The organism is Kitasatospora sp. NPDC001540, assembly GCF_042894345.1.
GTDB lineage: Bacteria > Actinomycetota > Actinomycetes > Streptomycetales > Streptomycetaceae > Kitasatospora > Kitasatospora phosalacinea_C.
This window is the reverse complement of record NZ_JBIAVO010000004.1, coordinates 145,478-167,253: the sequence shown is the minus strand read 5'-3', so window position 1 is coordinate 167,253 and position 21,776 is coordinate 145,478. Positions and strand designations below refer to the sequence as shown.

18 protein-coding genes, 1 tRNA gene and 1 pseudogene are annotated in these 21,776 nt (G+C 74.0%); 12 read left to right on the top strand and 8 right to left on the bottom strand.

The genetic code is table 11. The features are described 5' to 3' along the window. Position 1: 1 nt before the first annotated feature. The 5 genes and pseudogenes from ACFY00_RS07590 to ACFY00_RS07570 form a co-directional block, all read right to left on the bottom strand. Positions 2-859 (bottom strand): STM4011 family radical SAM protein, encoded by an 858-nt coding sequence (locus ACFY00_RS07590; protein ID WP_388028271.1) that lies wholly within the window; start codon positions 857-859, stop codon positions 2-4. Then, the gene (locus tag ACFY00_RS07585; protein ID WP_388028270.1) at positions 856-2,184 is read right to left on the bottom strand and encodes an STM4012 family radical SAM protein; all 1,329 of its coding nucleotides are present in this window, start codon (positions 2,182-2,184) and stop codon (positions 856-858) included. Before ACFY00_RS07585 ends, ACFY00_RS07590 begins: the two co-directional genes overlap by 4 nt. Then, positions 2,181-3,002, bottom strand: coding sequence for an STM4013/SEN3800 family hydrolase (locus tag ACFY00_RS07580; RefSeq protein WP_388028603.1), 822 nt, complete (start codon positions 3,000-3,002; stop codon positions 2,181-2,183). The genes ACFY00_RS07585 and ACFY00_RS07580 overlap by 4 nt, the downstream gene beginning before the upstream one ends. A 222-nt stretch (positions 3,003-3,224) precedes the next feature. Then, a pseudogene (locus ACFY00_RS07575) lies at positions 3,225-4,226 on the bottom strand (STM4014 family protein); the annotation flags it as partial. Between the two features lie 14 nt (positions 4,227-4,240). Next, a complete protein-coding gene (locus tag ACFY00_RS07570) occupies positions 4,241-5,194 on the bottom strand; it encodes an STM4015 family protein (RefSeq protein WP_388028269.1) in 954 nt (317 codons plus the stop codon). 190 nt (positions 5,195-5,384) lie between these two features. On the opposite strand from ACFY00_RS07570, the gene ACFY00_RS07565 reads away from it, so the two are divergent. The 3 genes from ACFY00_RS07565 to ACFY00_RS07555 all read left to right on the top strand — a co-directional run bounded on the left by ACFY00_RS07565 (position 5,385) and on the right by ACFY00_RS07555 (position 7,911). Further along, positions 5,385-5,711, top strand: a complete 327-nt coding sequence (locus ACFY00_RS07565; protein ID WP_388028267.1) for a hypothetical protein — start codon at positions 5,385-5,387, stop codon at positions 5,709-5,711. A 49-nt stretch (positions 5,712-5,760) separates the two neighbouring features. Then, positions 5,761-6,870 carry a DUF6745 domain-containing protein gene (locus tag ACFY00_RS07560; protein WP_388028265.1) on the top strand — a complete coding sequence of 370 codons (1,110 nt, stop codon included), beginning with the start codon at positions 5,761-5,763 and terminating at the stop codon, positions 6,868-6,870. 201 nt (positions 6,871-7,071) lie between these two features. Continuing rightward, positions 7,072-7,911 carry a fumarylacetoacetate hydrolase family protein gene (locus ACFY00_RS07555; protein ID WP_388028263.1) on the top strand — a complete coding sequence of 280 codons (840 nt, stop codon included), beginning with the start codon at positions 7,072-7,074 and terminating at the stop codon, positions 7,909-7,911. A gap of 27 nt (positions 7,912-7,938) precedes the next feature. Here the strand turns inward: ACFY00_RS07555 and ACFY00_RS07550 are convergent, their stop codons facing one another. Beyond that, positions 7,939-8,709 carry a TetR/AcrR family transcriptional regulator gene (locus ACFY00_RS07550; protein WP_388028261.1) on the bottom strand — a complete coding sequence of 257 codons (771 nt, stop codon included), beginning with the start codon at positions 8,707-8,709 and terminating at the stop codon, positions 7,939-7,941. Positions 8,710-8,824: 115 nt separating this feature from the next. Between ACFY00_RS07550 and ACFY00_RS07545 the strand changes: the two genes are divergently transcribed. From ACFY00_RS07545 to ACFY00_RS07530, 4 genes are all read left to right on the top strand, one after another. Beyond that, positions 8,825-9,499 carry a rhomboid-like protein gene (locus ACFY00_RS07545; RefSeq protein WP_388028260.1) on the top strand — a complete coding sequence of 225 codons (675 nt, stop codon included), beginning with the start codon at positions 8,825-8,827 and terminating at the stop codon, positions 9,497-9,499. Positions 9,500-9,555: 56 nt separating this feature from the next. Further along, positions 9,556-11,268: a DUF885 domain-containing protein gene (locus tag ACFY00_RS07540; protein ID WP_388028258.1), complete on the top strand. Its 1,713-nt coding sequence runs from the start codon at positions 9,556-9,558 to the stop codon at positions 11,266-11,268. Positions 11,269-11,481: 213 nt separating this feature from the next. After that, positions 11,482-12,978: an MFS transporter gene (locus ACFY00_RS07535; protein WP_388028256.1), complete on the top strand. Its 1,497-nt coding sequence runs from the start codon at positions 11,482-11,484 to the stop codon at positions 12,976-12,978. Between the two features lie 245 nt (positions 12,979-13,223). Continuing rightward, positions 13,224-14,201 (top strand): trypsin-like serine peptidase, encoded by a 978-nt coding sequence (locus tag ACFY00_RS07530; protein ID WP_388028254.1) that lies wholly within the window; start codon positions 13,224-13,226, stop codon positions 14,199-14,201. 251 nt (positions 14,202-14,452) lie between these two features. On the opposite strand, the gene ACFY00_RS07525 is transcribed toward ACFY00_RS07530, so the two are convergent. After that, positions 14,453-14,830, bottom strand: coding sequence for a hypothetical protein (locus ACFY00_RS07525; protein WP_388028251.1), 378 nt, complete (start codon positions 14,828-14,830; stop codon positions 14,453-14,455). Positions 14,831-14,959: 129 nt separating this feature from the next. Continuing rightward, a tRNA-Arg gene (locus tag ACFY00_RS07520) sits at positions 14,960-15,031 on the bottom strand. A 168-nt stretch (positions 15,032-15,199) separates the two neighbouring features. Here ACFY00_RS07520 and ACFY00_RS07515 point away from each other — a divergent pair. The 5 genes from ACFY00_RS07515 (at position 15,200) to thrC (ending at position 21,548) form a co-directional block, all read left to right on the top strand. Continuing rightward, entirely contained in the window at positions 15,200-15,763 is a 564-nt protein-coding gene (locus tag ACFY00_RS07515; protein ID WP_388028249.1) for a response regulator, read from the top strand. Positions 15,764-15,880: 117 nt separating this feature from the next. Beyond that, a complete protein-coding gene (gene argS, locus ACFY00_RS07510) occupies positions 15,881-17,536 on the top strand; it encodes an arginine--tRNA ligase (protein ID WP_388028247.1) in 1,656 nt (551 codons plus the stop codon). A 97-nt stretch (positions 17,537-17,633) separates the two neighbouring features. Beyond that, positions 17,634-19,025 carry a diaminopimelate decarboxylase gene (gene lysA / locus ACFY00_RS07505; RefSeq protein WP_388028244.1) on the top strand — a complete coding sequence of 464 codons (1,392 nt, stop codon included), beginning with the start codon at positions 17,634-17,636 and terminating at the stop codon, positions 19,023-19,025. A 132-nt stretch (positions 19,026-19,157) separates the two neighbouring features. Then, the gene (locus ACFY00_RS07500) at positions 19,158-20,450 is read left to right on the top strand and encodes a homoserine dehydrogenase (protein ID WP_388028242.1); all 1,293 of its coding nucleotides are present in this window, start codon (positions 19,158-19,160) and stop codon (positions 20,448-20,450) included. A 9-nt stretch (positions 20,451-20,459) separates the two neighbouring features. Continuing rightward, positions 20,460-21,548, top strand: coding sequence for a threonine synthase (gene thrC, locus ACFY00_RS07495; protein WP_388028239.1), 1,089 nt, complete (start codon positions 20,460-20,462; stop codon positions 21,546-21,548). Positions 21,549-21,776: the final 228 nt, after the last annotated feature.

Genomic DNA, 21,776 nt, shown 5'->3' with positions numbered 1-21,776 from the left:
CTCACCAGCCGTGCGGGATGCGCTCCAGCACGCCGCCCGCGAACACGTCGTACAGCGGCAGCGACTCCAGGTGCACGTAGCCGATGTGGCAGTCGCACGACCCCAACGGGCATGCCCGAGGCCGCAGTTGATCCCGGTACGAGTCGTCGTACAGGTTGCCCAGCGGCGGCCGGACGAAGTGGCAGCGGCGCACCGTCCCCTCCCCGTCCACCGACACCACGCTCTCGCCCGTCCGGCACGGCAGCCCCGCGCTGCGGTGCGGGTGGCGGCTGTAGCCGAACAGCGGGTCCAGCTCCGTCCACCGCGCCGCCTCGGCGTCGGTGTACGTCAGCCCCTCGGCCGCGTTCACCCACAGGTACACCCCCTCCGGCAGCGCCGCCCGCAGCCGCCGGGCCGCCGCCAGGTGCTCCGGCTGCCCGACCACGCCCACGCTGAACCGCACGCCCAGCGCGGCGAGTTCGGCGCACTTGGCGAGGAAGCGCTGCTCGGTCACCTGCCCCGGGTGGTACGTCACCCACAGCGCCAGCTTCGACAGGTCCGCCTCCGCCAGCCAGCCGGTCCGGCAGCTCGCGTTGGTCTGGATCGCCACCCGCCCCAGGTGCGGCAACCGGCTCAGCTCCACCATCGCCCGCCGGTACCAACTGCGCACCAGCCCCTCGCCCCACGGCGTGAACAGCACCGACAGCCGCCCGTGCCCGTACGCCGCCGCCCAGGCCGTGAACCGCTCCAGCGCCGCCCGGTCGGCCCGCAGCAGCTCGGGGGTGTCGCGCCGCTTGGCGAACGGGCAGTACGGGCAGTCGTAGTCGCAGGAGGACAGCGGGCCCCGGTACAGGACGGTCAGCTCGGTCGGCTCGGTCATTTGGCTTCGTACTCCGCCATGGCGGCGCGCACCGCCGACGAGAACAGCCGCGGCCCCACCGCGTCCGACCAGGCCAGGCCCTCCGGGCTCAGCAGCAGCCGGGCCGGGTCGTCCGCCGCCAGCCAGCCGCGGGCGGCGAACTCGGCCAGCTCGGCCGGGAAGTCCAGCTCCGGGGTGCTGCCGAAGCGCTCCCGGTAGGCCGCCAGGTCGACGCCCTCGCCCTGCAGCAGCGACTGCACCAGGTGGCGGCGGCGGGTCTCCTCGTCCGTCATCGCCCAGCCCAGCTCGGCCCGGGAGAAGTCCGGCGCGGCCACGTAGTCGTCGATGATCCGCCGCACCTCGCGGGCGTCCACCGCGTAGTCGAAGGAGTAGTGCAGCCGCGAGGTGTACGAGCGGGCCCCGCAGCCGAGGCCCACCATGCCGTCGGTCTGGCAGGCGTACTCGCCCGCGCCCGCGCTCGCCGCGCCGACCCGGCGGAACATCCGCATCGACACCTGCTCGTACCCCTCGGCCAGCAGGTGGTCGCGGCCCGCCCGGTACAGCGCCAGCCGCTGGGCGTCCCACTCCGGGGCCGGACCGGCGGGGGCGTGCCGGCCCAGGCCGGTCAGCGGGCGGACGTACAGCGGGTACAGGTACAGCTCCTCCGGCCGCCAGGCCAGGGCGGCGTCCAGCGACGCGACCCAACTGGCGGGCGTCTGGCCGTCGATGCCGTAGATCAGGTCGATGTTCAGCACCGGGAACCCGGCCTCCCGCACCCGCGCCAGCGCCGCCTCCACCGCCGCCCGCTTCTGCGGGCGCACCGCCGCCCGGGCCTCGCCGTCCAGGAAGGACTGCACGCCCAGGCTCAGCCGGGTCGTCCCGCGCTCCGCCAGCACCCGCAGCCGGTCGGCCGTCGCGGTGTCCGGCGAGGCCTCCACCGAGAGCGGCACCGCCCGCAGGTCCGCCCCCATCCGCACCTCGGCGATGTCGCACAGCCGCTCCAGCTCCGCCGCGCTCAGGTAGGTCGGCGTCCCGCCGCCGAAGGCCGCCAGCGCGAACCGCGCCCCCGGCGCCAGCGCCTCCCGCACCTGCCGGGCCTGCCGCTCCAGCGCGTCCAGGTACGCCGTGGTCAGCCCCTCCGGGCTGCCGATCCGGGTGAACAGGTTGCAGAACCCGCACCGCACCTCGCAGAACGGCACGTGCAGGTAGAGCGAGAGCGCGTCCTGCTTCTCGCCCCGCCACAGCTCGGCCAGCCCCGGCCGCCCCGGCAGCGGGCGGTAGGCCGTCTTGTGCGGGTACGCGTAGACGTAACTCTGGTACGGGGACTCGGCGGTGGCGGTGCTCATCGGGGCTCCTGCGGGGTGGCGGGGAGGGTGAAGTGCGCGTACGGGACGGTCCAGACCACCTCGTGGCCGATCCGGTGGCCGGTGTACCCGTCCTCGCCGTACGCGGTGCCGTGGTCGGAGCAGACGATCGCGAAGCACGGCCGCCGCGCGCTCATCGCCGCGAACAGCCGCCCCACGTGCGCGTCCACGTACTCCAGCGCGGCGGCGTGGGTCTCCCGGCTGTCCCCGTCCTCCCGGGTCGCGCCCGGCAGGTGGAACCAGTTCGGCTGGTGCAGCGCCGAGACGTTCAGGAACAGGAACAGCGGCCGGTCGGGCGGCTGCCCGGCCGCGACCCGCTCCGCCACCGCCACCTGCGACTCGAAGGAGGTCGGCGACGGCACCCCCAGCTCCGGTGCCCAGTGGCTCTCCTGGAACAGGCCCGGCAGGACGGAACCCAGCGGCCCCTGCTTGTTGAAGAACCCCACTCCGCCGATGCACACCGTCCGGTACCCGGCCCGGGCCAGCGCCGTCGGCAGGTCGGGCGCGTCGAACACCCACGTCCGCGCCTCGGTGGTCTCCGAACCGGCGAACCGCGCCGCGAACAGCCGCGGGTGCGGACCGTCCGGCGAGGCGGGCGTCGGCAGGAAACCGGCCAGGATCGCCTGGTGCGCGGCGTACGTGAAGCTCCCCGGCGAGTGCCGCCGCTCCCAGCCGGTGGGCGGGAGGACCTTCGCGAGGTTGGGCAGGCGCCCGGCCGCGAGCAGCTCGGCGGCGACGTCGTAGCGGAGGGTGTCGAGGGTGACCAGGAGGAGGTCGTGCGAGCCGACGACCTCGTTCATGTCGGGAACGGCGGGTCCGTGCTGCTGCGTGTCCGTGACAGGACCCGAAGCCGATGCGCGCTCCGGCAGTGAACCTCGCGCAGACCCGGGCTCGCCGTTCCCCGAGCCCCTGATTTCGCGTCCCGCCGCTCCTTCCGAGCCCTCGGGTGCATACGCGGGCGAAGCCAGTTGCGCCGCGTAGGTGTCCAGGCCCGGGGCCGGCCCCTCGGGGAGGCCGGGGAGGTTCGGGAGGAGGTCGCCGAAGGCGTTGACCTCGGCGACCAGCGCGCGGCGCCAGTGGGCGTGCGGGAGGAGGTCGACGCCGACCATCGGGGCGTGCGGGAAGCAGCGCGCGGCGGCCTCCGCGGTGGCGAGGAGTTCGGGCCAGTGCTCGCCCGCGGCGGCCCGGGCGAGGGCGAGTTCGCCGCGGGCGCCGCCGAGGTGGAGGTTGGTCATGGGGTGGCGGCTGGTGCGGACCACCGCGTGGGTGGCGCGCCCGCCTACCACCAGCACCCGCAGGTCCGCGGCGCGGCCGTGCTGGCCGGACTTGGGGACCCAGCGCTCGACGTGCAGGCCCTCGGGGGCGAGGCGGTCGACGAGTTCGGCGACCTGGGTCGCGGAGCGGTAGCGGCGGACGGCGAGCGAGTTGTGCAGCCCGTCCGGGGCGAGCTCGACCGAGGTGGTCGCCTGGACGCGGCCGTGCGGGCCGAACTCCAGCGCCACCACGCCGGACGCGGAGGAGCCGTGCACCGGCTTGAGGAACACCCGGCGCAGTCCGGCGTCCGCCAGCCGCTCCCGCAACTCCTCGAAGCCGGAGGGCAGTTCGCCCGGCAGGGCGTCCGGCACCGGCACCCCGGCGGCGGTCAGCAGGGCGTGCGTGCGCCGCTTGTCGAACATGGTGGCGATCTCGTCCGGGTCGCCGAGCAGGCGCACCCCGGGCCGGGCGGCCAGCTCGCGCAGGGCCGAGGTGACGCCCGCGTACCAGGCGGGGCCGCCCTCGACCCGGGTCGCGGCGTAGCCCGGGCCGAGGACGGGGCCGCGCAGCAGCCGGTCGGCCTCCGGGTCCTCACCGGGGGAGTCGAGCCGGACCACCGCGCCGGGCGGCAGCTCGTACCGCCCGCGGAGCAGGTCCGACCAGGGCAGCACGGCGGGCTCCGGCCGGCCGGCGGCGCGGGCCGCGGCGGCGAACAGGGTGACCCGGCGGTGCCCCGGACAGCCCAGGACGACCAGCTGGTGGTGCGTCAATTCCCTCGTCCCGCCTACTCGGAGATGGCGACGTAGCGCCAGTTGTCGCCCGGGTCCTCGGCGTCGGAGAGGTCGATCCGGACGCCGGGCAGGGCGTCGCGCAGCCGCTGCTGCATGGCCTCGGTGAGGTAGTGGTGGTGCAGGTCCAGGGTCTTCAGGTGGGTGAGCGGCTGGCCCTCCAGCAGCGCCGCCGCGCCCTCGTCGGTGAGCGCGCCCATGGACAGCGACAGCCCGGTCAGCCGGGGCACCACGGGGGCCTGGGCGACCAGCGCGGCGATCCGGTCCTGGATCTCGGAGTCCTGCAGGCCCAGGTGCTTCAGCGCGGGCAGCTTGGCGCCGGACAGGAACGGGGCGAGGTCCTCCACCGTCCAGTCGCCGCCGTAGTTGGCGACGCCGAGCCACAGCTCCAGCTTCTCCAGCGCCGGGAAGTCGCTGGCCCCGACCGCGCGGACGATCGAGGCGGGCAGGCCGCCGGACTCGAAGCGCAGCGCCTTCAGCCTCTCATGCCGGACGGGCTTCAGGCCGAGCCGCTCGGTGTCCTCGTAGTCCTCGCTGGCGCCGCGCACCACCAGCTCCTCCAGCAGCGGGAAGGTCTCGAACACCGGCGTGATGTCGCACATCTGGATCCAGGAGATCTCGCACTCCTCGCCGGTGACGTCGCACAGGAACAGCGCGCGCAGCGCGGGCAACCGGTCGGCGGCGGCGAGGATCAGCGGCAGCGCCCGGGACAGCGGCTCCGGCTCTTCCGGGAACCAGCGGCCCAGCACCAGCGCGGTGACCTCGGACAGGTCGACGGCGTCCAGGAACGCCTGCCACAGCGCGGGGAACTCCTCGTCCTCGTCCTCCCAGTCCAGGCCGACCCGCCAGGCGGTGGCGCCCGCCGCCGGGAGCTCGCCCTTCGTCCGGGCGGTGCGGAAGTCGGTGACCGGGAGGCCGTGGAACTCCTCGGCGTGGTCCCTGATAACCATGCGCTGCTCCTCGCTGCTTCGTCGTACCGCCGCTGTCGCCGCGGCTCGGGGTGGGCCGAAGACCTGTCTACCAGGCGCCCGTGACTTCACCCGCACGAAGGACGCGGAGCGGGCGCGGTTGTCGGTGGTGCGGCCTAGTTTGCGGTGCACGGAGTCCGGCAGCGGGCCGGACCGGACCGCGGGAGGCCCCGTGTACCGCCAGGGAGACGTACTGATCGTTCCGGTCGCGCCGAGCGCCGTCCCGGGCGCCGTCGCGCACCTGGCGCGCCGGCCGCGGGACGCCCGGGGGCGGCTGGTGCTGGCCCTCGGCGAGGTGACCGGGCACGCCCACGCGGTGCTGGGCCCGGGCGAACTCGTCCGCGAGGGCGGTCCGTTCGCCCCCGCCTGGCTGCACCTGCCGGAGGGCGGCAGGGTCGTCCACGAGGAACACGCGGCGATCACCCTGCCCAGCGGCTGGTTCCGGGTGGTCCGCCAGCGCGAGTACGCGCCCGGCGCGGTCCGCATGGTCGCCGACTGAGCCCGCCCACCCGCCGTCACCCGTCCCGGACCCAGCACACGGAGAATCCATGACCAGCCAGTTGACCGGCCGTCCGGCCGACCTCTCGGTGGCCCACTGGCGGGCCGTCGCCGCCGCCACCGGCCCCGCCGACCGGGCCACCGCCGAGCAGGCCGTCCGGGACGTCTACCGGGCCGCCGGGCTCGCCGAGCCCGCCGAGTTCCGCTGGTACCCCTCGCCGCGTGCCGTCCTCGCCGAACTCCTGCACCACCCGGGCGAGTTCGGGGCGAGCGTGCGCGAGCGGGTGCGCACCGCCGCCTGGGAGCGGGCCCGCACCGCCGCCCTCGCCGCGCTCGGCCCGGCCGGCTGGGCCGAGCTCTGGCACACCACCGGCGCCGAACTCGCCGCCACCGCCGCGCTGCCCGCCGAACGCGTCCGCGCCGCGCTGCTCGACCACTTCGCCCCCGAGCCCGAGCCGATCGCCGACTGGCAGCAGGCCCGCAGGCCCGAGAACCGGGCGGCCCGGCAGCGGGCCGCCGAGGAGCGCGCCGCGGTCCGGCTCGCCCTGCTGGACGCGGTGGCCGGGCAGCACGACGCCGCCTGGCTCGCCGCCTTCGACACCGCGGGCACCGGCGACGCGGCCCTCGCCGCGCTGGCCGGCGTCGCCCGCCAGACCGGCTGGTGGTGGCCGTACGAGCGCGTCGTGCTGCTCAGCGAACGCCCCACCGCCCTGCACCGCGACGAGGCCGGCCGGCTCGACCGCGCCGACGGCCCCGCCCTCGCGTACGCCGACGGCTTCGCGCTGCACGCCTGGCGCGGCATGCCCGTCCCCGCGGACTTCCCCGAGCAGCTGACCGGCCTCACCCCCGAACGCATCCGCGCCGAGGAGAACGCCGAACTGCGCCGCGTCATGCTGGAGCACTTCGGCTACGACCGCTACCTCGCCGAGTCCGGCGCCGAACCGCTGCACCGGGACGAGACCGGCGTCCTGTGGCGGATCCAACTCCCGGACGACGAACCGGTGGTGATGGTCGAGGTGGTCAACTCCACCCCCGAACCGGACGGCACCCACCGCACCTACTACCTGCGCGTCCCGCCCGGCACCCGCACCGCCCGGGCCGGTGTCGCCTGGACGTTCGGCGTCGAGGAGGCCGACTACCGGCCGCAGCGCGAGACCTGACCGGCGGCCGGGCGGGGCGGTGGAGCGGCCCGACGGCTGTCAAGGGTGCGGGCCGCTGATTCGGCTTCCGCCCGACCCCTTTCGATTGGGAGGATTTCGCCGAACGGACACCACTGTTCCGCAGACGAGCGCCGCTGGTATACCTCAATGTCCCGGGGCAGGGTCGAGCCCGCCCCCGAGACGAACAGGTGGTGACGGGCAGTGAAGCTCCTCCGCGTGGGCCCTGCGGGCGCAGAACGACCGGTCGTACTCGCCCCCGACGGCACCGCCCGCGACCTCCGCCCCCTCACCCCCGACCTGGACGGCGCCTTCCTCGCCGGATTCGACCCGGTGACCTTCGACCCCGCCGCGCTCCCGGTCACCGACCTCACCGGCGAACGCGTCGGCCCGCCGGTCGCCCGACCCGGCAAGATCGTCGGCATCGGCCTCAACTACCGCGACCACGCGGCCGAGGCGGGCGCCGCGATCCCGACCGAGCCGGTGGTCTTCCTCAAGCCCACCAACACCCTGGTCGGCCCGCACGACCAGGTGCTCGTCCCGCGCGGCAGCGAGAAGACCGACTACGAGGTCGAACTCGCCGTCGTCATCGGCCGCACCGGCCGCTACCTCGACACCCCGGCCGACGCCGCCGCGATCATCGCGGGCTACGCCGCCGTCAACGACGTCACCGAGCGCGCCTTCCAGTTCGACCGCGGCGGCCAGTGGGACAAGGGCAAGTCCGCCGAGACCTTCACCCCGCTCGGCCCCTGGCTGGTCACCCCCGACGAACTCGGCGACCCGCAGGCCCTCGACCTCCGCCTCTGGGTCAACGGCGAACTCCGCCAGAACGGCTCCACCGCCGACATGATCTTCCCGGTCCACGAGACCGTCCGCTACCTCACCCACTTCATGCGCCTGGACCCCGGCGACGTCGTCATCACCGGCACCCCCGCCGGCGTCACCCTCGGCCGCCCCGGCACCCCCTTCCTCCGCGCGGGCGACAAGCTCGCCCTCGAAGTCACCGGCCTCGGCCGCCAGGAGACCACCCTCGGCCAAGCCTGAGAACGGCGGGCCCCTGAGGGGCCCTCCTCACAGCCCCAGGTCGCGCAGCCGCGCGATGAGCACCCCCGCCGGACTCTCCGCCGTCTCCAGCTCCAGCCACCCGTGCAGCACCTCCGCGGTCTGTTCGTCGCGGACGGCGGTGGCCGCGGCCATCACCACGAACTGGTCGACCAGCCAGGCGCACAGCGAGTCGGCCGGGATCTGCCGCCCCTCGTCGAGCCAGCTGATCGCGGAGGCCTCGACCACCGAGATCCACGAGCGCACCAGCAGGGTGAGCCGCGGTCTGGCCTCCCGCACGCCGAGGTGGCGCAGGGTGCGCCGGAGCGCCGCGCGGCGCACGTCGTCGACGATGGCCGAGGTGCGGGCGGTCTCCACGACGGAGCCGCCGCGCAGCAGCGCGCCGTAGCCCGCGGCGTGCTCGCCGACGAAGTCGAAGTAGCGGTGCAGGACGGCGCCGAGCTGCTGGGTGGGGGTGCCGTCGGTGGGCTCGACGGCGAAGCGGGCGGTGAGTTCGGAGGCGGCGCTGCGCAGCGCCGCCTCGTACAACTGCTGCTTGCCGCCGGCGAAGTAGCGGTAGACGAGCGGCCGGGAGGCGCCCGCGGCCTCCGCGACGTCGTCGAGGGAGACCTCCTCCGGCGGGCGGGCGGCGAAGAGTTCGAGGGCGACGGCGATGAGCTGCTCGCGCCGTTGCTGGACGGGCAGTCGGCGGTAGGCGGCGCGGCGTGGGCGCTCCGCGGCGGTGGGGTCGTCGACGGGTCGCTCGACGGGGTCCCCGACGGGGGAGGGGGTCGCTGCCATGCGTGCCAGGGTAGACCTCGGGCGGTGCCGCCGGACCCCCTCCGCACGGCCGCCACCGGCGGGTTCCCGCCGGGCGGGGCCCGCTCCGGGGTCGCAGACTGTGGGCAGGTGTCGGGTGAGTCGCGGCGAGGAGCGGCCGGTGCGGTGGGTGCGGGCGGTGGCGCGGTGGGTCGGCAAGTCCCCGGGGACGTACGTGTGGCTGCTGCTGCTGGCGATCACCAGCTTCGTGGTGGCGCGGATGGACCCGGCGGCGCTGGACTACTTCCTGCAGAAGCGTTCCACCAACCTCGACCAGCTCTCCTCGCACCCGGTGCACGCCCTGCTGGCCAGCCTGATCTGGACCGAGCAGGCGAACTTCCTCTTCTACTTCGTGGTGTTCCACCTCTTCCACGTGCCCGCCGAGCGCTGGCTCGGCACCCGCCGCTGGCTGACGGTCGCGCTGACCGCGCACGTGCTGGCCACCTTCGTCAGCGAGGGCGTGGTCGCCTGGGGCGTCCACCGCCACGTGCTGCCGCAGAACCTGTCGACCACGGTGGACGTCGGCGTGTCGTACGCGCTGGCCGGGGTGGAGGGCGTGCTGACGTACCGGCTGGCCGGGGCGTGGCGCTGGGTGTACGGCTGCGGGCTGGTCGGGTTCTACCTGGTGCCGCTGCTGACCTCGCACACGTTCACCGACCTCGGGCACTTCTGCTCGGTGCTGATCGGCCTGGCGTTCCGCCCGATGACCCGGGGCCGGCCGACCTGGGACCCGTGGCGCAGCGTCCGCCGACTCGTCCCCGCGAAGGGGTGACCACTTCGACAGCGGACAGGGGTTGAATTCGCCTGCGGCTGCGACAGGATGGCCGGATGGCTCATGAACTGAACGACCCTCACCCGAGCGGCCCCACCCCGCGCCGCCTCGCCGACTCCTACGTCCACGCGCTCGCCGAGGCCGACCCGCTGACCGCGGTGTACCTCGGCCTCAACCCGGAGGACGACCGGCTCCCCGACCTGTCGTCCGAGGGCATCGAAGCCACCGCCGAGCTGGCCCGCCGCACCCTCGCCGCCCTGGACGAACTGGAGGCGTCCGGCCCGGTCGAGGACGAGGCCGAGCGCCGCTGCGCCCGGCTGCTGCGCGAGCGGCTGACCGCCGAACTGGCCGTGCACGACGCGGGCGAGGGCTACCGCAGCGTCCGCAACCTGGGCTCGCCGGTGCACAACACCCGCGAGATGTTCACCCTGCTGCCCACCGAGACCGACGAGGACTGGCAGCGCCTGGGCCGTCGGCTGGCCCGCTTCCCGCTGGCGATGGCCCAGTACCGGCAGAGCCTGGAGGAGGGCGTCCGGCGCGGCCTGCTCTCGGCGCCGCGCCAGGTGGAGACGGTGGTCGGCCAGTTCGGCGAGTGGATCGACGGCGAGACCCCCGGCGGCTGGTTCGGCGAACTGGTCGCCCCCGCCCCCGAGCACCTGCGCGAGCGGCTGACCGCCACCGCGGTCGAGGCCACCGCCGCGCTCGCCGACCTGCGCGACTGGATGCGCGACGCGTACGCCCCCGCCGCGAAGGGCACCCCCGACGCGGTCGGCCGCGAGCGCTACGCCCGCTGGGTGCGGTACTGGACGGGCGCCGAACTCGACCTGGACGAGGCGTACCGCTGGGCCTGGGAGCAGTTCCACGACCTGGACGCCCAGATGCGGGCCGAGGCGGAGAAGGTCCGACCGGGCGCGACCCCGATGCAGGCGATGAAGTGGCTGGAGACCGACGGCCCGGCGATCCGCGGCGAGCAGGAGGTGCAGGAGTACCTGCAGGGCCTGATGGACCGGGCGATCAACGACCTCCAGGGCACCCACTTCGACCTGGCCGAGCCGCTGCTCAAGGTCGAGTCGCGGATCGCCCCGCCCGGCAGCGCCGCCGCCCCGTACTACACCCAGCCCTCGCTGGACTTCTCCCGCCCCGGCCGGACCTGGCTGCCGACCCTGGGCCGGGAGGCGTTCCCGGAGTGGGACCTGGTCTCCACCTGGTACCACGAGGGCGTCCCGGGCCACCACCTGCAGCTGGCCCAGTGGACGTACGTCGCCGACCGGCTCTCCACCTACCAGGTCACCCTGGGCGGGGTCAGCGCCAACATGGAGGGCTGGGCGCTGTACGCCGAGCGCCTGATGGACGAGCTCGGCTACCTCACCGACCCGGGCCACCGCCTCGGCTACCTGAACGCCCAGATGATGCGGGCGCTGCGGGTGATCGTCGACATCGGCATGCACGCCGAGCTGGACTTCCCGGCCGACTCGCCGTTCGCCCCCGGCGAGGCGATGACGCCCGAGCGGGCCCGCGCCTTCTTCGGCGCCTACTGCGGCCTGTCTGCGGACTTCCTGGACAGCGAGCTGGTGCGCTACCTCGGCCTGCCCGGCCAGGCGATCGGCTACAAGCTGGGCGAGCGGGCCTGGCTGCGCGGACGGGCCGCGGCCCGGGCGGCGGCCGAGGCGCGCGGCGAGGAGTTCGACCTCAAGGGCTGGCACATGGCGGCGCTGTCCCAGGGCTCGCTGGGCCTGGACGACCTGGTCACCGAGCTGGGCGCGCTGTAGCCGGAGCGACCGGACGACCGCGTCCCGGGTGGCCGATGCGGCCGGGCACCCGGGTCCGCCGTCCCGGATCGTGGTCGGGAACCCGGGTCCGCCGTCCCGAATGCTGACATCACCGGACAATCCGCCTTGCCGCCGTCCCGTTCGGGGGTTTCCCTGGGAAGAGCGCCGTACGCGCCCAGCCCCACTCCCGATCCTGCGGAAGGCGGCCCCACGGTGACCCCCCAGCACGTCCCCGAGACCTCCGAGGCCGACCCGCGTCGCTGGTGGGCCCTGGCAGTCATCGCCATCGCCCAGCTGATGATCGTCCTCGACGCGACGATCGTGAACATCGCCCTCCCGTCCGCGCAGAAGGCGCTGGACATCTCCGACGGCAACCGGCAGTGGGTGATCACCGCCTACACGCTGGCCTTCGGCGGCCTGCTGCTGCTCGGCGGCCGGATCGGCGACCTCTTCGGCCGCAAACGGACCTTCATGGTCGGCCTGCTCGGCTTCGCCCTCGCCTCCGGCATCGGCGGCTTCGCCACCACCGGCGCCGTGCTCTTCGCCGCCCGCGCCCTCCAGGGCGCCTTCGGCGCGCTGCTGGCCCCGTCCGCGCTCTCCCTGCTCTCCGTCACCTTCCGCGACCCGCGCGAACGCGCCACCGCCTTCGGCATCTTCGGCGCCCTGGCCGGCGGCGGCGCGGCGATCGGCCTGATCACCGGCGGACTGCTCACCGAGTACCTGTCCTGGCGCTGGTGCCTGTACGTCAACATCCCGATCGCGATCGTCACCGGCATCGGCGCGTACTACCTGCTGGTCCGCGACCACATCGACCGCTCCCGCCGGGTCCGGCTCGACCTGCCCGGCGCGGTGCTCGGCTGCGGCGGCCTGCTGGCCATCGTGTACGGCACCTCCGAGGCGGTCTCCCGCGGCTGGGACGACTGGCTGGTGCTCACCGCGCTCTGCGTCGGCGTCGCCCTGCTCGCGGTCTTCGCCCTGGTCGAGCGCCGCACCGAGCACGCCCTGCTGCCGATCCACCTGATCAGCGACCGCAACCGGGCGGGCGGCGCGCTCTCCGTCGGGCTCGCCGTGATCGGCATGTTCGGCCTGTTCCTCTTCCTCACCTACTACCTGCAGGTGATCAAGGGCTACTCGCCGATCAAGGCCGGCGTCTCCTTCCTGCCGATGACCGCCGCCATCGTGATCAGCGCGGCGGGCCTCGCCTCCCGGCTGATGACCCGCGTCCCGACCCGCAACCTGGTCGTCCCCGGCCTGCTGCTCGGCGCCGGGGGGATGGCCTGGCTCACCCAGATCAGGGTCGACAGTCCCTACCCCACCATGGTGCTGCCCGCCGAACTGCTGCTCGGCTTCGGCATGGGCCTGGTCTTCATGCCCACCATGAGCCTGGCCACCCTGGGCGTCGCCCCGCAGGAGACCGGCGCCGCCGCCGCCATCATCAACAGCGCCCAGCAGGTCGGCGGCTCGATCGGCACCGCCCTGCTCAACACCATCGCCGCCAGCGTCACCGCCACCTACCTGGCCGCCCGGAACCCCACCGACCCGCTGGTCCAGGCCCAGGGCGCGGTGCACGGCTACGCCGTCGCCACCACCGTCGCGATGGCCATCCTGCTGGCCGCCGCGGTGATCGCCTTCCTGATGATCAACCACCGTCCGGCCCCCGGCGAGGCCCGGGGCGAGGACGCCGCCGCGGCGGCCCGCGCCACGGTCTGAGCCCCGGGCCCGGCCGGGCCCCGGGCGGGGCCGCGGGCGGGTGTCGCAGTCGGCGGCCCGCCCCCGGGCGTGGGACGCTGCTGTGCTGCACGCCGCGGGAAAACTCACGGGCCTCCCAGGCAGTGATGACGGCTTTCCCAGTTCGACGGCGGATATTGGGGGCAGGCGGCGTGCGACAGGTGCCCGCGCCGGAACCGCGGCGCGGGCGCCGCCACGACCATGAGCAGCGGGAGCGGGGCAACGAGATGGGACGACACACCGGGCCGGAGGAGCGCCGCACCGTGCGGCCGGTCGCCTTCACCTCCTTCCTCGCCGTCGGCGCCGTCGGGGTGATGGCGGCCGCAGGAGTGCTCACCGTCCGCCTGCACGGCGCCGGAGGCCCCGGCAGCGACAGCGTCGCCCTGGCCGCCACCGCCGCGGCCACCGCCGTCGCTTCCCCGTCCCCCTCCCCATCCCCGTCCCCGTCCTCTTCTCCCTCCCCCTCACCCTCATCCAGTGCCCCTGCCCCCGCCCCCGTGGTGCAGCAGGGCACCCCCGCCGCCGGCCCCACCCGGCAGGCCCCGCCCACCGCGCCCCCCGACGTCCCGCTCGGCGTCACCACCACCGCCCCCGACAACGCCGAGTCCCGCCGGGTCGGCGCCCTGTTCTCCGGCCCGACCGCCCCCGGCAACCACTTCTGCACCGCCAGCGTCATCGACAGCCCCGGCCGCAACCTGATCCTCACCGCCGCCCACTGCCTGTCCGGCGCGAGCGGCACCACCTTCGTCCCCGGCTACCGCAACGGCCAGGCCCCGTACGGGACTTGGCAGGTCACCAAGGTCTACACCCCGGACGGCTGGCGGGCCGACAACGACCCCGACGAAGACTTCGCGATCCTGGCCGTCGCCCCCAACGACGGCCACCAGATCGAGGACGCCCTCGGCGGCAACCCCCTCGGCACCGACGCCGCCTGGACCGTCCGGGCCCGCCTCTACGGCTACCCCGCGGGCACCGAACTCCCCATCGTCTGCACCAACACCACCAGCCGCCAGGACACCTACCAGCGCCGCATCGACTGCCCCGCCTTCCCCGGCGGCACCAGCGGGGGCCCCTTCATCGACGCCGCCACCGGACAGGTCATCGGCGTCATCGGCGGCTACCAACAGGGCGGCGCCACCGACGACATCTCCTACAGCGCCGCCTTCGACCACACCATCGCCGACCTCCTGGCCGAGGCCGGCTGACGAGAGCCCCGTCAGGGAGCCCCTCCAGGGGCTCGGGGAACGGCGAGTCCGAGCTGTCGGCGGCCGGAGTCCATCGGAGGTTCGTGCTGCTTCGGGCCGTAGGACAGCACCCGAAGCAACGGCAGGCAAGAGCAGTGCACCGCCGGCAGCCCCGAGCCCGCCGTTCCCCGGGCCCCCGGATCGCACGACCCGTGCTGCGCGGTGAGCACCGCAGGCCCGGGCCGGGCTGAGCCGCCGTCAGCCCGCCGCTCTCAGCCCGCCGTCGGGGCGAACCCGCCGTGCGAGCCGCCGTCCAGCAGGGCGGACCAGTCGATCGGCCCGGCCAGCTCCGCGGCGTCGGCCAGCGACACCACGAGTGCACCACCGGCCCGTTCGACCTCGCCGCACCACTGGGCCACCCCGTCGGTCCCGAACGACCCGCCGAGGGTGGGGAAGAGGCACCCCGCGTCGCCGGGCCCGTCCAGCACGCACATCGTCAACCGGGCGAACACCGACCACCCCTCCAACCCGGGCACCGCCCCGTCCACGACCCGCAGCACCGGCAGCGCACCGTGCACGGGCGCACCACCCAGCAGCAGGATCGGGGCGGACGCCCCGGAGACCAGTCGGACCTGTTCGGGAGAGATCATCACCCGGCCACCCTGCCACACCCCGACGGCCCGCCCCGCGGCCGTTCCGCCCGCCGACGCACCCCGGGAACGCCGAAGGCCCAGGTCCGCGGATCAACTCCGCCGACCTGGGCCTTCGTCACGCTCTTGTGCCCCCGGTAGGATTCGAACCTACGCACCCGCCTCCGGAGGGCGGTGCTCTATCCCCTGAGCTACGGGGGCCTGGGCCGCTTTTCGGGGCGGCCCGGCCTGACACGGGAAACACTACCAAAGAAAGCGCACGTGTTTGCACAGGGTTCTTCCGGCCCGCCCCGACGGCCCGTCAGCGGGTGACCGGCAAGTAGCCGAAAGGCCGGACGCGGGGGGCGGGGCGCGGCTACCCTCGGTGAGGTGGCGGCGACGTCGGGGCGGGTTCTCGTGGTGGACGACAGCGAGGTGATCCGCCAACTGATCAGGGTCAACCTGGAGCTGGAGGGCTTCGAGGTGGTGACCGCCGCCGACGGTGCCGAGTGCCTGGAGGTGGTCCGCCGGGTCGCGCCGGACGTGGTGACCCTGGACGTGGTGATGCCCCGGCTGGACGGGTTGCGGACGGCGGCCCGGCTGCGGGCCGCGCGGGAGACCGCGCACCTGCCGATCGCGATCGTGAGCGCCTGCACCCCGGCCGACCTGGAGCGCGGGGAGTCGGTGGGGGTGGACGGCTACCTGGCGAAGCCCTTCGACCCGGCGGAGCTGGTCGCGCTGGTGCGGCGGCTGCGGGCGGGGTCGGCGTCGTCGGCCGACCCGACGGCGGGCCCGGCCGGCCCGATCGTCCCGGCCCCGGTCGGGCGGCGGTTCGCCTACGACTTCGGGAGCCCGCCCCCGGCACCTCCGCAGGCCCTCCGGAAAACCTCCCGCGATTCAGCTCTGAGCGAACAGTCGCAGGAACTCGTCCGGCCGGACGACCCGCGCCCGTGAGATGTGCCCGCCAGCACCGACGTCCGACGACACGAAGCACGCCCGGAGGGACGACGCGCGCCGTCGCGGGCCAACCGGGTGGCGGTCGGGTACCCCGTCTCGCCTAGGCTGGGCACCGTGACACCCGCAGAACTCTCCCAGGCAGTCCAGGCCGCCGTCAGCGCCGCCGTCCAGGCCGGCGAGCTGACCGTCGACGTGCCCGAGCACGTCACGGTCGAGCGGCCCAAGAACAGGGACCACGGCGACTACGCCACCAACGTGGCCCTCCAGCTCGCGAAGCCGGCCGGTCGGCCGCCGCGAGCCGTCGCGGAGATCCTGGCCGGGCGTCTGCGAGAGATCGGCGGCGTCGCGAAGGTCGACATCGCCGGTCCGGGCTTCCTGAACATCACGCTGGACGCCGCGACCCAGGGCGAGCTGGCGCGCACCATCGTCGAGGCGGGCGAGGCGTACGGCCGCAACGAGGCGCTCAAGGGCCTGAAGATCAACCTGGAGTTCGTCTCGGCGAACCCGACCGGCCCGATCCACATCGGCGGCGTCCGCTGGGCCGCGGTCGGCGACTCGCTGGCCCGGGTGCTGAAGGCGACCGGCGCCGAGGTGTCCACCGAGTACTACCTGAACGACGCCGGCGTGCAGATCACCAAGTTCGCCAAGTCGCTCAAGGCCGCCGCCAACGGGCAGCCCGTCCCCGAGGACGGCTACGTCGGCGAGTACATCACCGACATCGCCAAGGCCGTCACCGACGGCCTGCCCGGCGTGCTCGACCTGCCCGAGGACGAGCAGCTCCAGGCGTTCCGCACCGAGGGCCTCAAGCTGATGGTCGCCGAGATCCAGCGCTCGATGGCCGAGTTCGGCGTGCACTTCGACACCTGGTTCTCCGAGCAGACCCTGCACGACTCCGGCGCCGTCGAGAAGGCCATCGAGCGGCTGCGCGAGCAGGGCCACGTCTTCGACCGGGACGGCGCGATCTGGCTGCGCACCACCGACTTCGGCGACGACAAGGACCGCGTCCTGATCAAGGCCGACGGCGAGACCACCTACTTCGCCGCCGACGCCGCGTACTACCTGAGCAAGCGGGACCGCGGCGCGGAGGTCTCGGTCTACATGCTCGGCGCCGACCACCACGGCTACGTCAACCGCCTGAAGGCCATCGCGGCCTGCGCGGGCGACGACATGGACCGCAACATCGAGGTGATGATCGGCCAGTTCGTGAAGATGCTGCGCGACGGCAAGGAGGTCCGGCTCTCCAAGCGCGCGGGCAACATCATCACGATCGACGACGTGATCGACTGGATCGGCGTGGACGCCGCCCGCTACATGCTGGTGCGGCAGTCCACCGACTCCACCATCACCATCGACATCGACCTGGTGACCAGCACGTCCCGGGAGAACCCGGTCTACTACGTGCAGTACGCGCACGCCCGGATGAGCGCGGTGCAGCGCAACGCCGTGGAGAAGGGCATCGAGCGCAGCGCGGACTTCAAACCGGAGCTGCTGAGCTCCGAGTGGGAGAACGACCTGCTCGGCCAGCTCGGCGAGTTCCCGCGGGTGCTGGCCAAGGCGGGCGAGCTGCGCGAGCCGCACCACGTGGCCACGTACCTGGAGGAGCTGGCCCGCGCCTACCACCGGTTCTACGACAACTGCCAGATCCTGCCGAAGGGCGACGAGGAGGTCACCGACCTCACGCACGCCCGCCTCTGGCTGGCCGACGCCACGCGAACGACGCTGGCCAACGGCCTCCGCCTGCTGGGCGTCTCGGCGCCCGAGCGGATGTAACGCACCAACCCCCCGAAGCGCAGCACAGCTGGGGGCGGCGACCGGTCGACGGAGACCGGTGGCCGCCCCTCGCCATAGGTCGAGGAAGTTTCCAGAGATGAGTCGCTCCGCCCACCCCGCCGGCCCCCGTCACGGCGACGTGCTGCCCGAGGGCCACTACCAGGCCCCGCCGGCCGACCTCAACGCCCTCGACCCCAAGGTCTGGTCGCGCACCGTCGGCCGCGACGCCGAGGGCGTCGCCACCGTCGGCGGCGTCGACGTGCGCACCCTGGCGGCCGAGTTCGGCACCCCCGCGTACGTGATGGACGAGGCCGACTTCCGGGCCCGGGCCCGGGCCTGGCGGGAGGCCTTCGGCGACAGCGCCGACGTGTACTACGCGGGCAAGGCGTTCCTGTCCAAGGCCGTGGTGCGCTGGCTGCACGAGGAGGGGCTGAACGTCGACGTGTGCTCCTCGGGCGAGTTGCACGTGGCGCTGGCGGCCGGGATGCCGGGGGAGCGGATCGCGCTGCACGGCAACAACAAGTCGGTGCAGGAGCTGGAGCAGGCCGTGAAGGCCGGGGTCGGCCACATCGTGGTCGACTCCTTCCAGGAGATCGACCGCCTGGCGGAGATCGCCGGGGCGCAGGGCGTCCGGCAGCCGGTGCTGATCCGGATCACCGTCGGCGTCGAGGCGCACACCCACGAGTTCATCGCCACCGCGCACGAGGACCAGAAGTTCGGCCTCTCGCTCTCCGGCGGCCTGGCCGCCGAGGCGGTCCGCCGGGTGCTGGCCAAGCCCTCGCTGGAGCTGCGCGGCATCCACTCGCACATCGGCTCGCAGATCTTCGACTTCGCCGGTTTCGAGGTCGCCGCCCGCCGGGTGGTCGGCCTGCTGGCCGAGGTCCGCGACGAGCACGGCGTGGAGCTGCCGGAGGTCGACCTGGGCGGCGGCCTGGGCATCGCGTACACCGCCGAGGACGACCCGCGCGAGCCCGCCGAGATCGCCGCCTCGCTCAGCGAGATCGTCCGGCGCGAGTGCGCCGCCGCCGAGTTGACGCCCCCGCGGATCTCCGTCGAGCCCGGCCGGGCGATCGTCGGCCCGACCGCGTTCACGCTGTACGAGGTCGGCACCGTCAAGGTGCTGGAGGGCCTGCGCACCTACGTCAGCGTGGACGGCGGCATGTCCGACAACATCCGCACCGCGCTGTACGACGCCGAGTACTCGGTGGCGCTGGTCTCCCGCACCAGCGAGGCCGAGCCGATGCTGGTCCGGGTGGTCGGCAAGCACTGCGAGTCCGGCGACATCGTGGTCCGGGACGCCTTCCTGCCCGCCGACCTGGCCCCCGGCGACCTGATCGCGGTTCCCGCGACCGGCGCCTACTGCCGCTCGATGGCGAGCAACTACAACCACGCCCTCAAGCCTCCCGTGCTGGCCGTCGCGGACGGATCGGCCCGGGTGATCGTCCGCCGCGAGACGGAGGAGGATCTCCTGCGGCTCGATATCGGCTGACGAAATTTTCGTCTCAGAACGTGGACCGGCCGTAGATCCGTGCGGAAAGTCCCGGAGACTGGTGACCACAGACAAGCCCCCGGGGCCGACGGAACACCCCGGCGGGGACCGAAGAATGCAGAGCGGAGTCGGATGATGCGTACGCGCCCGCTGAAGGTGGCGTTGCTGGGCTGTGGTGTGGTGGGCTCCGAGGTGGCGCGCATCATGACGACGACGGCCGACGACCTCGCCGCGCGCATCGGCGCCCCGGTCGAGCTCGCGGGCATCGCGGTCCGGCGGGCCGGCCGCCCCCGCCCGGGGGTGCCCGAGCACCTGCTCACCACCGACGCCGAGGCCCTGGTCGGGCGCGAGGACGTCGACGTGGTGATCGAGGTCGTGGGCGGCATCGAGCCGTCCAAGTCGCTGATCCTGAAAGCCTTCGCGGGCGGCGCCTCGGTGGTCTCCGCCAACAAGGCGCTGCTGGCCAAGGACGGCGCCGAGCTGCACGCCGCGGCCGCCGCGGCCGGCGTCGACCTCTACTACGAGGCCGCCGTCGCCGGGGCGATCCCGCTGCTGCGCCCGCTGCGCGAGTCGCTGGCGGGCGACAAGGTGAACCGGGTGCTGGGCATCGTCAACGGCACCACCAACTTCATCCTCGACAAGATGGACTCCACCGGCGCCGGGTACTCCGAGGCGCTGGAGGAGGCCACCGCGCTGGGCTACGCCGAGGCCGACCCGACCGCCGACGTGGAGGGCTTCGACGCCGCCGCCAAGGCCGCCATCCTGGCCGGGATCGCCTTCCACACCAAGGTCACCGCCGCGGACGTCTACCGCGAGGGCATCACCGAGGTCACCGCCGCCGACATCGCCTCCGCCAAGCAGATGGGCTGCGTGGTCAAGCTGCTGGCGATCTGCGAGCGGGCCGCCGACGGCGCCTCGGTCACCGCCCGGGTCCACCCGGCGATGATCCCGCTCAGCCACCCGCTGGCCTCCGTCCGCGAGGCCTACAACGCGGTCTTCGTGGAGGCCGAGGCGGCCGGCCGGCTGATGTTCTACGGCCCCGGCGCGGGCGGCTCGCCCACCGCCTCCGCGGTCCTCGGCGACCTGGTCGCGGTCTGCCGCAACAAGCTCGACGGCGCCACCGGCCCCGGCGACTCGGTGTACGCCGCGCTGCCCGCCAAGCCGATGGACGAGGTGGTCACCCGCTACCACGTCAGCCTGGACGTGGACGACCGCGCGGGCGTGCTCGCCCAGGTCGCCTCGGTCTTCGCCGACCACGGCGTGTCCATCGACACCGTCCGCCAGCAGGGCCGCGACGGCGACGCCGCCCTCGTCGTGGTGACCCACCGGGCCACCGACGCCGCCCTGTCGGCGACGGTCGACAAGCTCCGCGCACTGGACAGCGTGCGCGACGTGGCCAGCATCATGCGGGTCGAAGGGGAATAAGGAAAACCAATGAACGCCGTGATTGCCCGAGGCAGCCACACCCACCAGTGGCGCGGCCTCATCGAGGAGTACCGCGACCGCCTCCCGGTCTCCGACTCCACCCCCGTGGTGACCCTGCTGGAGGGCGGCACGCCGCTCGTCCCCGCCCAGGTGCTCTCCGAGCGCACCGGCTGCGACGTCTACCTCAAGGTCGAGGGCGCCAACCCGACCGGCTCCTTCAAGGACCGCGGGATGACCATGGCCATCTCCAAGGCCAAGGAGGACGGCGCCCAGGCCGTCATCTGCGCGTCCACCGGCAACACCTCCGCCTCCGCCGCCGCCTACGCGGTGCGCGGCGGGATGGTCTCCGCCGTGCTCGTCCCGCAGGGCAAGATCGCGCTCGGCAAGATGGGCCAGGCGCTGGTGCACGGCGCCAGGATCCTGCAGGTCGACGGCAACTTCGACGACTGCCTGACGCTGGCCCGCGAGCTCTCCGAGAAGTACCCGGTCGCGCTGGTCAACTCGGTCAACCCGGTGCGCATCGAGGGCCAGAAGACCGCCGCCTTCGAGATCGTCGACATGCTCGGCGACGCCCCGGACATCCACGTCCTCCCGGTCGGCAACGCGGGCAACATCACCGCCTACTGGAAGGGCTACCGCGAGTACGCCGCGGACGGCCTGGCCGCCCGCACCCCCCGGATGTGGGGCTTCCAGGCGTCCGGCTCGGCCCCGATCGTGGACGGTGCCCCGGTGCTCAAGCCGCAGACCATCGCCACCGCGATCCGGATCGGCAACCCGGCCTCCTGGGACCACGCGCTCGCCGCCCGGGACGACTCCGGCGGCCTCATCGACAAGGTGACGGACCGCCAGATCCTGGCCGCCTACCGCCTGCTGGCCGCGCAGGAGGGCGTCTTCGTGGAGCCCGCCTCCGCCGCCTCGGTGGCCGGCCTGCTGGCCAAGGCCGACGCCGGCCTGGTCGACCCCGGCCAGCGGATCGTCTGCACCGTCACCGGCAACGGCCTCAAGGACCCGGACTGGGCGGTGGCCGGCGCGCCGCAGCCCCAGGTCGTCCCGGTCGACCCGGAGGAGGCGGCCCGCCGCCTGGGCCTGCTCGACTGACGGCGGAGGTCGCGCCGACCCGGCGTCGACCCGGGGGGGGGGGGGGGGCCCCCCCCCCCCCCCCCCCCCCCCCCCCGGGGGGGGGCCCCCCCCCCCGGGCCGGCCCCCCCGCCGCCGTTTTCCGGTCAACCCACCGGCGCTTTTCCGCTGCTTGCGGCAACACGGAAGATCGGAGCCGAGCAGGGTGTACCGCTCCGGAACCTCTCTTCGATACGCTTGACCCCGGCG